Below are 13,337 nucleotides of genomic sequence, written 5' to 3' on the forward strand. Positions count from 1 at the left end.
AGTCTGGGATCACTAATGGGATAACAGATACTACAGAACATTCCAAACAAAGGACTGCCGCAGCGATTTATTTCTCGGAATCCGGTGGCAGGTGCCGGGTTTTTCGGATAAGGAATTCCACTCGGCGGTTCTGACTCCGGCCGACTTCCGTTTCATTAGAGGCGATAGGCCTTGAAGATCCATAGCCCTCCCATTGTATCCTGCCTGAAGGTATTCCAAGGTTTTCAAGGTACTTCGCTACGGCCAGACAGCGTTTTTCGGAAAGTGTCCTATTGTAATCCACAGTTCCTTTCCCATCGGTATGCCCGGCCAGCTGGAGTTGTAAATCAGGATCCTGCCTCAGAAACTCATAAAGAGATTGTAGTTCCTCACGTCCCGGATGCGAAAGACTGTAGGTGTCAAACTCAAATAACAATGACCGAAACACCTGCAGGCTATCGAGTTGAAACCCTTCCTTTTGGCGCTCAGAAGACGCATGTGCTATGGCCAGTTCCGGTTTCTGTTCTAATAGCGCAACTTTGTCGATATAATAATAAGCTCCTTTATTGGAACTTCTCCCGGTCTTTGTGGTACGGGTTTGCCGATTGGTGCGGAAATTCCCCAGAATCAGGTACCGTTCTGTGCCTTCTGCTTCAAAACGCGCCTCGATCCGACTCCAGTCCGAGGTATCCGACAGGAAATCATCGGCCGGTGTCTCGAAATAGTTGTATTCATTCTCTGCATAGGCAAAACGCTTGGCCTTGGTGATATTCTTCTTGGTATCTATTTCGAGGGGTTCACTGCTGAAGAGGATACCAAAGTCCCGAATGGCGTAATCCGAACGTTCGGCAAGACTGACGTAAAAAGACAACCTGTAGACCGCACCTGCTTTGAGGGTTGACCTTAAGGGTACCTGTAAATATTCCCTGTAATCGTCCGGAGCATACGCATAGAATCCTGCATAGCCCTCACCTTCCACGGTTCGCTGAACCCCATTAAAGTTTTCGGGGGTTCCCATATGAAAACTGCACATATGGAAGTAATCCGTTGTGCCTGAGGTGGGTGTTGTCCAATCGGCGACATCCTGATGTAAATTACCTAAATGCCTGGGACATTCATTGTAGGTTTCAAACCCCGGATTGGAAATCAAATTTTGTGAATAAACAAACACAGGCAAAACACCTAAAAACGCAATGAGGACAAGATTTGGGTGTATTCTGAGAAACATCACACTGACTTTTGAACTTTCAAGGTACTATAATTAGGCAAAAACCACCAAATGCATGCGGAATCCCTCGATCAAAGGGCTCCTAAAACGGTCAGGCGTCAGATCAAAATGATCCTGACAGCGCTTTAGAGATCAAATTTATAACTCGCTCCAGCCATCACCTGTAACCCCTGTACCCTGAAATTCGCCCACCGCTGATAGGAATTATTCACCAAATTACTGGCCCTTGCAAAAAGGGAAAGTTGCCCATTCAGGTGATATCCCAATTGCAGGTTCGCATCAAAATACCCTTCGAGTGTTCGGATCTGAGCTGGAAAATCTTCAGGTGGAATTACGGATCCCGCAATGGATGCGAGATCTTCCCGTTCGCCCACATAAAAAAGGCTGGCACCAAAATACCATTGAGATCCGATTTGGTAATCCATAAAAAGGCTTCCCTCCAGGTTTGGGAGGTTCCAGGCCGGATTTCCGGTTTCCGTGCTGTAATCATTTATGCTGGTATTTACCCCCAGGGTAAAATTTCTGTTGACCGAAAGCTCCAGCTCTGCGAAAATTCCCAGTGTTTTGACATCGTCGTAGAATACCCGGAAGGAATTTCCATACATATAGCTTTTATCGTCTGAGCGGAATTCGTTTACCGGATTCAGAAGAAAAAGAGGTGAAAAATTCTCTGCACGATACGTTCCTTTTAAGTTATAGCTCAACTGGGGCAGTAATTGCCCCCTTATCCCCAGATATGCTTCATATTGCCTGTCTGTAGGCATTACCATAAGCGTTGGGGAAATAAAAGGATTCTGGTTGCTGAAATCGTAATAGGAATTCTGGATCAGCCCTCCTTCTACCCCACCGTAGGCAACCAACATATCCTCTGAAAGGACATAGGAAGCATTCACTGCTGGGTAAATATAGAAGTCGGTCTGGCTGTTTTCGGTATCGAGCCCCAGGACAATTTTGGCCCCCAGTTCCAGCTTCAGATCATCGCGGATTAATTCCAGGCTAGGCAGGATTCCGGTCTGAAAATAACTGTATACAACTCCTGGCTCGGCTTGAAGTTGCGTCAGGGGACCATTTTCGAACTCCCCTCCAACATAATCCAGACTCACACCAAGGGTGAACGTCTCATCGCTAATCGGCAACCCAATATTGCCTTTAAGGGCCATGCGATTCTCACCCGATCCAACGGCATCCCAAAAGCCCCTGACCAGGACGGATGCTTCATCAAAAAAGCTATCCGAAAGATGTACCCCTCCTTTGATTTCAGCCATAAAGTAATTCTGAGCTTCATCGACATTTCCTGGGAGATCTGTTTCTAACGTACCCTCCGGGAGTCCGTACCAATTGTACTTCCTGTGCTCAATACCCGCCCCGAGATTCCAATCCCATTCGCGTTCCCGGCGGGCATAGGTCAGGTCCAGTCCGGTGTTGTAAAAATCCGTATTGAGAAAGGTCCCATCGATGTCTCCTCTTGAGGAAAAATGATTCAACCCAACGTCCAATAAGTGCTTCCCCCGGTCGTAATCAAGACTTGTGTAAAAATCCGCCAGCGCATTGGTATAGTTGCCCAGTCCTAAAGAGGCGTAGGTGTTGTATAGCTTCTCGCGTTCCACACGGGCAACCGTAGCTGCCTGCCCCTTGGCAGGGACAAAGGTTGAAGCCACGGGTACTGAAAAAATACTGTATTGAATTGGGATCCTGCTGCCGACAATACTGTCGTTGAGGCTGGGGACCGTTTTTAATTTGTAGGCATCGCTAACCGTGGGCCGGTAGGATCGTACTACGGTCACCGTCTCCGTTCCAAGGTCCTTTTCCTGAGCATTCAGGCAAAACACTGAAGATAATACCAGGCAAAGGATGAGCAGTTTCGTCATTTTCATATCCGGGTGGCGTCTTTAATTTCCTTCTGGTTTTATAGAGGCATTTCGGGTAGCTTCCCGAGTTTTTATTTTTGAAAGTTCCCGGCCCGCCTCGGAGGCTATATCCGGAAAGTCCTCAAAATTGGCCACAACGCTCTCGAGGATGTAAGTGGCCTGAAAGGCATCGTCCAACTGGTCGTAATTCAAGGCCATTACAATGAGTCCCTTGCCCCCCCATTGCCTGTAGGTGGCATAATCGCGTACCAATTCCTGCAGGCTGGCATTGGAAGCCTCCGGATCTCCATCTTCCCTTTCGAAAAAGGCCTTGTAGTAAAGGGCTTCCGCCTTGGCTTCGCGGCCTCCTGTTTCCAAAACCAGGGCATAGGCCTCCCTTGCTTTGGTAGCGTCTCCGGTTTCCATGGCTGCCCGAGCCGTCATGAGGCGGGCATCAGAGCGGATGCGGTCGTTAAGGGAAGGGTTATCAAGGACCTTTTGCGCATACTCAAGTACCTCGGAATACTGCTTGTTCTCAAAGTAGGCTTTCATCAAATTGGACTGGGCGTATGTTCGGTTTTGTGGAATATCCGCTATTGCCTCCAGTCGTTTTAAATACGGTATGGCCTGAGGGTACCCTTCGCCCGAAATCAGGATTTCACAAACACGGGTCAGCGCTTGTTCCGCCATTTCTCCCGTACCGGATTCCGCCACCATTTTAAAAGGCTCCAGGGCTTTTTCAGTCTCACCCCTCTGAAAATACAAGGTGGCGAGTCTGAATCGCGCTTCGATATGACGACTTCCCCCGGGAAACTCCTTCAGGTAGGCTTCAAATGCCTTTTCGGCCCGGGTTGCATTGCCATCCAGATATTGCTTTTCTGCGGCATCATAGGAAGCTGTTTCCAGTTCCTGATCACTTACTTCTACATAATCCAGACCCCGGACCCATTGCGCATAAGCGTCTACTTCGCCCAAATCCACATAGATCAGCTTCGCTGTCTGCACGGCCTGCACGGCCTGGTCACTATCCGGATATACCCGGGTGACCTCCTTAAAGACTTCAAGAGCTTCGCGGTTGTCGCCCCGGTTATAGAAAACCAGGCCTTTGCGCATCATAGCCGTTGGAACAAGCGAACTCATGCGATACTCGCTGATAAGCCGATCATAGGCGGCTATCGCTTCTGAGCTTTTCCCTTCCTGTACAAACGAATTTCCCAGTTCCAAATAGGCATCGTCTTTCAGTGTGGATTTGGGATAGGCATCAATAAACGCGGTAAGGGCCTGTTGTTTTTCGCCTTCCCGTCCAAGGAACCCCAGGGAAAGGGCCTTTTGGAAGTCTGCGTAATCAGGATCAGGGCTGCCCGAACTCCGCGCACGATCATATGCTGCAATGGCATCCCGGTAGGAACTACTGACAAAATAACTATCCCCCAGCCGCATTAAGGCATCTGCATTCTGGTCTCCCGTGCCGCCGCTCCTGGTATACTTTTCGAAATAGCGGGCTGCATTTTCGTAATCATTGCGTTTGAAATGTGCATAGCCTATCTGATAATCCAGCCCCTTGTACTCCTCGAGCGCACTTGATGCAGGTAATTTTCCGAATTGGGTGTAAGCCGTAAGGGCCTCCTCAAAGCGTCCCAGTTCGAAGGCAGCTTCAGCTTTCCAATACTGTGCCCTGGCTTTGAAAACAGGATCTCCTCCCCTGGACAAGGATCTTTCAAAAAGGGCAAGAGCCCCTTGATAATCTTCCTCTAAGAATACCTCAACACCCCTGTAGTATGCTACCTTTTGGTAGGTCTCAGGGCTTGCAAAGGATTCCTTTTCCTCCAGAAGCGCCAGGGCTCCCTTAAAATCACGGGTAGAGAGATAGGAATCGATAAGCAGTTTTTTGATTTCAGCTTCGTTTCCATCCCCCGGATAAGTCTGCAGATACCCCTGCAGCACCTCGGAGACAGATTCATAAGCATTGCCCTGTTCATAGCTCAAACGGGCATAATTCAAATAGGCATCCTTCCGGATTTCCGCATCAAATTCCATCTGTGATGCATTGCGGAAAGCGTTAAGGGCTTCCTGTTTCTTATCCAGGTTGAGATAGCACTCGGCCAGGTGGTAATAGGCGTTTTGCGCAACAAAATCCGCTCCGTCAACAATTTTGTTGAATTGTCCTATGGCATTGGCGTAATCCCCCTGTTTGTAGTATGCATAGCCCAACTGATAGTAATCGGTATTGCTCCATTTTCCACCCTTACCCTGGTATTGCTCCAGATAAGGCGCGGCCGCCTCATATTCCTTCAAATTGAAATAACTCTCCCCGATGATTTTATTCAATTCCGAAACCTCCCTTCGGTTCGCTTTTGACAATTGTTGCTCGGCCTGAGTGATCGCTTCCCTGAAATTGCCCAGCTTAAAATTCATGTCTGCCTGATAGTAGGAGAGTTTCTCCTGCAACACTTCCTGATCTGCAATCTGATCAAAACGCTCATTGGCTTCCTGGTAGTCGTCCTGTTGATAGGCGATATAGCCCAGGTAGTATTTTGCCTGGGAACCGTATTCGGCAGAACTGCTCACCCGCTGAAAATAAGGCTCTGCCTGGCCGGGTTTATTTGAATTAAACAAGGCATATCCCTTGCGAAAATCAAAACGCTCCCGCTCACTTCGGTTCAGGGAACCCGGATCCGCTTTGTTATACCACTTCAGCGCATATGGATAGCGCCCATTCTCGAAGTAATAATCGGCCACATCCATAAAAGCGGAATTCCGTTTTGTGGACGTAGGATAGTCGGCGACAAAGGATTCCATAAGGCGGTCTGCACCAAGTTGGTTGAGCCGAACCGCAGCATTGGCGATATAATACGCGCTATTGGCGCGGGTCTGTTCGTCCTGGCTTGTAGCCAAAACCGACTCAAAAAGGGTTTGAGCCGCCTGATATTGTTTGTTGCGGTAAAGGTTAAACGCCTGTTGATAAGGGGATTCGTCATGGGTGTAAACCATGGTTTCCTGCCCGAGGCAGATTGCAGTCGCCATAAGCAGGACTGCCAGAGCGATATAAGGTTTTTCCATAGTGTTCTCTTGGGATAACCGAATTTCCATTAATAACGGCGATTCCAGTTTACAAGTATGTCCGCGAAAATGAATTAAGGGAATTTTGTGACTCCGTGCTGCTCTATCCAATGGAACTTTTTACTTTTATATCAACAAACAGACAATGGCCGAACCTGTATTATCCCTCAAAGATGTTGCCGTATTCCAAAAGGAAAATATGGTGCTGAACGATATCAGCCTGGATGTCAAGCCCGGGGAATTCGTATATCTTATCGGAAAAACGGGAAGTGGGAAAAGTAGTTTTATGAAAACACTTTACGCCGATCTTCCCCTGAAACAGGGCAATGGCCGTATCGTGGGCTTTAACCTTAAAACCCTTCCGGAAAAGGACATCCCCCATCTGAGGCGCAAGCTCGGCATCGTGTTCCAGGACTTTAAACTCCTCCCGGACCGGAATATTCACAATAACCTGCTTTTTGTCCTGAGGGCTACGGGCTGGAAAGATTCCGGTAAAATGGACACCCGGATCGAGGAAGTTCTCGATAAGGTTGGCATGAAGACCAAAGGCTTCAAATTCCCCCATGAACTTTCCGGAGGCGAACAACAGCGCATCGCCATTGCGCGGGCCCTTTTGAATGATCCGGAACTCATACTGGCTGACGAGCCCACCGGAAACCTGGATCCACAGACCAGTGTAGAGGTTATGAAAGTACTTCAGGAAATCAACAAAACGGGGCGTACCATCCTAATGGCCACCCATGACTATGCCCTCATCCTGAAATATCCGTCAAAAACCCTCAAATGCGATGGGAATAAGGTCTTTGAAGTAATTCAAAAGGCGGGTTAAACCCAAATCAGGATGATTTATCGCAAAAACAGGGAACAGTCGGACCGGAAAACCCATCCCCTTGTCGGGCTCCTGCTTTTTGTCATCTCCATAATCCTGCTGCTGACAACCGGGTTCTTCGGCCTGATTTACGGGATTTTTTACACCCTGATCAAAAGGGGTTTCAGGGGGTTGGGGGAATTTCTATTGCAGATTGCCATTTCCATCGATCAGTTGGGGAACGTACTGATGCAACACCTCTTAAACCTGCTTTGGATTAAGAAAGGCGGCTACGCTTTCGGAAACAGGGATGAAACCATCAGCAGTGCTCTGGGTCGAAACAAACGGAATGATACGCTGAGCGGTTTTGGAAAAGCCGTGGATGCCTTCCTCGATTGGATAGATCCAAACCACTCCCTGAATTCTATCGATTATTATATTGAACCAACCGATCAAATCATCGAAGCGGTAAGTTGGGTACACCTGAAAGACGGGCGCATACTCGGTAGCCGGAGCGAAGGGAATGACCGGTATTACATCCCAGGAGGGAAACCCCTTGAAGGCGAAGGAAAACACGAAGCCGTAGTTCGCGAAACCAAAGAAGAAATGGGGGTATCCCTGAAAGCGGAAAGCATCGAATTTCTGGGGGTCTTTGAAGCGCAGGCAGATGGGCAACCCCCGGGGATTTTGGTCCGACTCAGCTGCTATACAGCACTGTATTCAGGAGACCTAAAACCTTCTTCAGAAGTACGGGAAATTGTATGGCTGACCTACAGCGATCGCCATCTGGTCGCCCCTGCAGACCAGCTCGTTTTTGATTTCCTGTATCAGCGGGGCACCCTGAAATGAATCTTTAAGACCCGATCTTTTTTAGTACTTTGCAGGGCAAAATCAATACCCATACATGGAAGTACTCGGAATAGATGTGGGAGGCTCAGGAATAAAAGGAGCACTTATCCACATGGAAACCGGTGAAATGCTATCGGATCGTTTTCGGATCCCAACACCGAAAAGCAGAAAGCCAGAGGAAATGGGCGAAGTAGTCGCCGAAATTGTGTCGCATTTCAATTACACGGGGCCGGTAGGATGTGGCTTTCCCACAGTAGTCAAAAAAGGGGTGTGTAAGTCCCCGGGCAACCTGCATAAATCCTGGATGAATGTCTCGATCGAAAAAACATTTGAAAAGGCATCCGGGAATGATTTTACAGTTATCAATGATGCCGATGCTGCCGGTTATGCCACAATGAATTACGGTATCGGTAAGGGACTCAAAGGTTTTATCGTGATGATCACCATTGGCACGGGATTGGGCAGTGGTGCCTTTCTCGACGGAAGGCTTATACCGAACTTCGAACTCGGTCAGATACCCTACAAAGAATACAGTAAAATAGAATCCTGGGCAGCTGCCTCGGCCCGGGAAGCCGAAGGCCTGAGTTGGAAAAAATGGGGCAAGCGTTTTAATAAGTTCCTTGGGTTAGTGGAACTTATTGTGAATCCGGACATGATCATCCTTGGGGGAGGAACGTCCAAACACTTTCAGGAATACAAGGAATACATCAATATAGAAACCGAAGTTATCCCGGCCGGATTGCAGAACCATGCGGGGATTATCGGGGCTGCCACAGGTTGCCTTGTGAACCACCCCGAACTATACCTCCAGTAATCAGGCGTCTGCGGACTTCGCCCGTTTTCTGTCTGTTTCCTTTAAATGGATCTTTCGAAGGCGCAGGTGGTTTGGAGTCACCTCCACGTATTCGTCCTTTTGAATATATTCCAAAGCCTCTTCAAGGGAGAACTTGATCGCCGGCACAATGCGGGACTTATCATCAGATCCTGCAGCCCGGACGTTGGTGAGTTTTTTGGTTTTGGTCACATTGATGACCATATCATCTCCTCGGGAGTTCTCCCCAATGACCTGTCCTTCGTAGATATCCTCTCCCGGATCGATAAAAAACCGCCCGCGCTCCTGTAGCTTGTCGATGGAATATGGAATCGCTTTACCAGTCTCCATGGAAACCATGGACCCGTTCTGACGCTGAGGAACTTCCCCTTTCATGGGCTGGTATTCCAAAAACCTGTGTGCCATAATGGCTTCCCCTGCGGTAGCTGTCAGGAGTTGGTTCCGAAGTCCGATAATTCCTCTTGATGGGATCAGAAATTCGCATAGCATGCGCTCTCCCCGGGATTCCATCTTGGTCATTTCACCCTTTCTCATGGCGACCATTTCCACGGCCTTCCCGGAAACAGCTTCCGGCAGATCGATGGTCAGGGACTCAATGGGCTCGCATTGTTTGCCGTCTATTTCTTTTAAAATAACCTGTGGCTGGCCGATTTGAAGTTCATAACCTTCCCGCCTCATGGTTTCGATCAAAACCGATAAATGAAGGACACCCCTTCCAAAGACCATAAATTTGTCTGCACTGTCCGTTTCATTAACGCGGAGGGCAAGATTCTTTTCAAGCTCTTTTTCCAGGCGTTCCTTTATGTGTCGAGAGGTAACATATTTTCCGTCTTTTCCGAAAAATGGACTGTCATTTATCGTAAAGAGCATGCTCATCGTGGGCTCATCAATGGCAATGGTCCCCAGGGCTTCCGGATTTTCAATATCGGCAATAGTGTCTCCAATATCAAAGCCTTCGAGTCCGACCAGGGCTCCAATGTCGCCGGTTTGCAACTCCTGTACCCTGCTCCGGCCAAGGCCTTCAAAGGTATAGAGCTCCTTTATACGCGAAGCCACCTGCTTTCCATCTCTTTTTACAAGGGTAACCGGCTGGCCTTCTTTGAGAGGACCGCGTTGCAGCCTTCCAATGGCGATACGTCCGGTATATGATGAAAAATCAAGGGAGGTAACGAGCATTTGCGTGTTACCCGTTTCCGGCTCAAAGGTCGGGATGTGTTCAAGCACCATATCGAGCAACGGGGCGATGGAATCTGTGGGCTTCGAATAGTCTTCACCCATCCAGTTTTCCTTGGCAGAGCCATAGACGACCGGGAAATCCAGTTGCCATTCTTCTGCACCCAGCTCGAACATCAGGTCAAAAACCTGTTCATGAACCTCTTCGGGCGTACAGTTTGGCTTATCCACCTTGTTGATCACCACACAGGGTTTTAAGCCCATGCTTAGGGCTTTTTGAAGTACAAAACGCGTCTGTGGCATGGGTCCCTCGAAAGCATCGACCAGAAGAAGTACACCATCGGCCATATTGAGCACGCGTTCAACTTCCCCTCCAAAATCCGCGTGGCCCGGAGTATCGATGATGTTTATTTTGGTATCCTTATAGTTTACGGCAACATTCTTCGATACAATGGTAATGCCGCGTTCGCGCTCCAGATCGTTATTGTCCAGAATTAAGTCCCCTGTTTGCTCATTCTCCCTGAAGAGTTCACAATAGTGAAGTATTTTATCCACCAGGGTTGTTTTCCCGTGGTCGACGTGGGCAATGATGGCAATATTTTTGATTGTAGCCATATAGCTGATTTTAAGCGCGCAAAGATACGTCTAATAATCCTGTAAATGCGCTTGTTATACTTAATTTAAGGAAACACAAATTCCGATCCCTGAAATCCTTCTGCACTGGCGCATCTGAAAGGTGTTGCATTCCGGATATTCCAGGGTGTTTTTATTTTCAACCTGTGCTGGGAATTTGCAGAAGCTGCGGGTATCTTGAGATTGGGGAGGGGGCGGTTGCCCCAGCCAGCGCAATCTTATCCGGACCAAATTCCAAGGCCATTCAAATTAATCAAATTCCGGTATGCGATTTTGTTTTCTCTTGTGAAATGGGTTCCAGCTTATTTTGAAATTCACTGCAGGCCCTATGCCCCCGCTTATCCGGTTTCTGAAATAATTCCCGGCCCCGACTTCAGCTCCAAAAGCAAATCCATTATTGTAAGTCCTTTGTATCCCGTAGAGGACGCCCAGAAAATTCAGGTCCCGTCCCTCGTTATCCAGATTCCCTGCCAATTCCCATTCCACAAAATACTGCTGAAAGGAAACCGAAAAATAGTTCCCTGAATTTCCTGTGACATTTTTGTTCTGGGACGCCCGGCTCTTAAGATTGTGATAGTAACGCGAAAAAGCCCGATACGCTGGTGCAAGCGAATACCCTTCTGTGGGGGTCGCCAGACTCAAACCCACTTCCGCGCCAACGGTGAGGTTGCGGGCCAGCCCGAATTCATATTGAAATCCCGGCATCAATAAGTTGAACTGAAAATTATTCCGCTCCAGATACACCGGGCCAAAACCGCGCTCGGTCCTTTGGGAGAAAAGCGAAAAGGAGACCAGCAATACCAGTAAGAACAGGGTTGGGCGCATATAATGGTGGTTTTAAATATCAAGGTATTAAAAGCTCCCCCTTTAGTTTCTATCTTTGTCAAAACTTTAAGAAATGGACCTTTCTTCAATCCCTCAGCTCAAGTACACTTCCGGAGACAATTTCTTTTTGCTTTCGGGGCCATGCGCCATTGAAGGTGAGGATATGGCAATGCGTATTGCCGAGACCATAGTGGGCATAACCGACCGGTTGCACATCCCTTATGTCTTTAAAGGGAGCTTCAAAAAAGCGAACCGAAGTCGTGTGGATTCCTTTACCGGCATCGGGGATGAAAAGGCCCTTAAAATTCTGCGGAAAGTTTCTGAGACGTTTAAAGTTCCCACAGTCACGGACATTCATGAAGTTGAAGATGCCAAGAGGGCCGCTCAATATGTAGACGTCCTGCAAATTCCAGCTTTTCTGGTTCGCCAGACCGATCTGGTCGTTGCCGCAGCTAAAACAGGTAAAACCGTTAACCTGAAAAAGGGACAGTTTATGAGCCCTGAAAGCATGAGCCACGCAGTGCGAAAAGTCACCGATTCCGGGAATGAACAGGTTTGGATTACGGATCGGGGGACCATGTTCGGGTATCAGGATATGATCGTAGACTTTCGCGGAATCCCCGTAATGAAGCAATATGCACCAGTTGTGCTGGATGTTACACACTCCCTTCAACAGCCAAACCAGTCCTCAGGCGTAACCGGGGGGAAACCCGAACTAATTGACACCATCGCCAGAGCCGGAATTGCCGCAGGTGTAGATGGTATATTTCTAGAAACGCATTTTGATCCTGCAAACGCCAAAAGTGACGGAGCCAATATGCTGCCTCTGAGTCAACTCGAAAAGTTACTCACCCGGCTTACAGCCCTGAGGAAAACCGTGAATCAGTTTTAAGATAGGAGAAAGTTCTTCTCTTCCCCTTCCGCACAATAGAGGTAGCCTGTATTTTACAGCAAAATCGTGATAAGACTCACATTTAAGGCCATCATTACAATTTTATGGCCCTGAATCAGTTATCTCAGTAACATGTATCATTTCAAAACTTTAAATAAAATATCATGCTGAAAAAATTACTCTTTATCGCCTTGTTATGCGCCTCAATTCCTGAATTGGCTGCACAGGCGTACGAATATCGAATCATAACAAGTATAGAATCTGTTGTTCCAATGGGTCTGGGACGTTCCAGAATCATTTCCTCAGAAGAGGACAAAAACTATCAGGACTATACGACCATGCGAACTGAAGACAACAAAAAGCAGAATAAATCAAAAAGAGGTGAAGCCAAAGTAGATGATTTCGAAGAAACCAAGATTCTGAACTTCTACAGTGCCACCGGTATCAACTTCCAGAATATTGCCTCAAATGATGCCCTGCTTTCTTCCAAAGTGAATACCATGATTGAAAAAGGCTGGGAACTCGCCTTTGTTACCAGTGGTGTAGAGAGTGATTCCGGTAAAGGAGATGGTACCGGTATCTTTATTACCCGCTTTATTTTTAAACGCCTTAAATAGATCCTTTGATAAAGGACCAGAACCCCTATAACGGGTATTCCTTTCAACTTACAAACCGCCGCTAACCCGGCGGTTTTTTTATGAATTATCGGTTGTATCTCGGATCGGAACCCAGGGGAGAAAATGACTTACCCTCGGGCAGCATTCCTTTCAAATTTATGGCCGAATCCTTTCCCCTACCAGGATTGCGGAGGAGGTCGCCCGTTTTTTTTATCCTGGGCAGCTACGGCTTCTTCAAGGACTTCAAACAATACCGCTACATCTATTTCCCCCACCGATCTATAGCGGAGGGACTTGACTACTTTTCGACCCTCCGAGATCAGAACATCCGGATGGCTCTTGAGCCAGGCGCCTCTTATAAAACCAAGGTCCACATAATCCCGCGAATAATTCAGATAACAAAAAGGCTTGTCCCTGAGATAATAAAAAGGAATTTTATATTTAAATTTCAGGGAACATTCGGGGACGGCCTGCTCAATGAGCGTTTGGAGTTGTAACAATATGGTGCGAAAAGGTTCGGGCTGATCGAGGATGTATAGCGCTGCGGGATTCATACAAGTAATCGAGGGGCCTTTTTACAAAATAGCCTTTAAA

General features: G+C 47.8%; 11 protein-coding genes. 5 read left to right on the forward strand and 6 right to left on the reverse strand.

What is annotated here, in order from left to right; translation table 11 throughout:
* Positions 1–67: 67 nt before the first annotated feature.
* The 3 genes from QU605_RS05825 to QU605_RS05835 form a co-directional block, all read right to left on the reverse strand.
* Entirely contained in the window at positions 68–1,207 is a 1,140-nt protein-coding gene (locus tag QU605_RS05825) for an OmpA family protein (protein ID WP_289724335.1), read from the reverse strand.
* Positions 1,208–1,332: 125 nt separating this feature from the next.
* A complete protein-coding gene (locus QU605_RS05830) occupies positions 1,333–3,081 on the reverse strand; it encodes a TonB-dependent receptor domain-containing protein (protein ID WP_289724336.1) in 1,749 nt (582 codons plus the stop codon).
* A 15-nt stretch (positions 3,082–3,096) separates the two neighbouring features.
* A complete protein-coding gene (locus QU605_RS05835; protein WP_289724337.1) occupies positions 3,097–6,114 on the reverse strand; it encodes a tetratricopeptide repeat protein in 3,018 nt (1,005 codons plus the stop codon).
* Positions 6,115–6,259: 145 nt separating this feature from the next.
* Between QU605_RS05835 and QU605_RS05840 the strand changes: the two genes are divergently transcribed.
* The 3 genes from QU605_RS05840 to ppgK are packed head-to-tail and all read left to right on the forward strand — an operon-like array spanning position 6,260 to position 8,585.
* Positions 6,260–6,943, forward strand: coding sequence for a cell division ATP-binding protein FtsE (locus QU605_RS05840; RefSeq protein WP_289724338.1), 684 nt, complete (start codon positions 6,260–6,262; stop codon positions 6,941–6,943).
* Positions 6,944–6,955: 12 nt separating this feature from the next.
* A complete protein-coding gene (locus QU605_RS05845) occupies positions 6,956–7,771 on the forward strand; it encodes an NUDIX hydrolase (RefSeq protein ID WP_289724339.1) in 816 nt (271 codons plus the stop codon).
* Between the two features lie 55 nt (positions 7,772–7,826).
* Positions 7,827–8,585, forward strand: coding sequence for a polyphosphate--glucose phosphotransferase (gene ppgK / locus QU605_RS05850; protein ID WP_289724340.1), 759 nt, complete (start codon positions 7,827–7,829; stop codon positions 8,583–8,585).
* Here the strand turns inward: ppgK and typA are convergent, their stop codons facing one another.
* Complete coding sequence (typA, locus tag QU605_RS05855; protein WP_289724341.1) at positions 8,586–10,391, reverse strand: translational GTPase TypA; 1,806 nt, start codon at positions 10,389–10,391, stop codon at positions 8,586–8,588.
* Between the two features lie 267 nt (positions 10,392–10,658).
* Positions 10,659–11,234: a hypothetical protein gene (locus QU605_RS05860; protein ID WP_289724342.1), complete on the reverse strand. Its 576-nt coding sequence runs from the start codon at positions 11,232–11,234 to the stop codon at positions 10,659–10,661.
* 73 nt (positions 11,235–11,307) lie between these two features.
* Here QU605_RS05860 and kdsA point away from each other — a divergent pair, with 73 nt between their 5' ends.
* Together kdsA and QU605_RS05870 are read left to right on the forward strand one after the other, a co-directional pair.
* The gene (kdsA, locus tag QU605_RS05865) at positions 11,308–12,126 is read left to right on the forward strand and encodes a 3-deoxy-8-phosphooctulonate synthase (RefSeq protein ID WP_289724343.1); all 819 of its coding nucleotides are present in this window, start codon (positions 11,308–11,310) and stop codon (positions 12,124–12,126) included.
* 167 nt (positions 12,127–12,293) lie between these two features.
* Positions 12,294–12,743, forward strand: coding sequence for a hypothetical protein (locus QU605_RS05870; protein ID WP_434967916.1), 450 nt, complete (start codon positions 12,294–12,296; stop codon positions 12,741–12,743).
* 176 nt (positions 12,744–12,919) lie between these two features.
* Here the strand turns inward: QU605_RS05870 and QU605_RS05875 are convergent, their stop codons facing one another.
* The gene (locus QU605_RS05875) at positions 12,920–13,297 is read right to left on the reverse strand and encodes a DUF1801 domain-containing protein (RefSeq protein WP_289724345.1); all 378 of its coding nucleotides are present in this window, start codon (positions 13,295–13,297) and stop codon (positions 12,920–12,922) included.
* Between the last annotated feature and the right edge of the window lie 40 nt (positions 13,298–13,337).

The sequence above is a fragment of the Robiginitalea aurantiaca genome (genome assembly GCF_030380815.1).
Lineage (GTDB): Bacteria > Bacteroidota > Bacteroidia > Flavobacteriales > Flavobacteriaceae > Robiginitalea > Robiginitalea aurantiaca.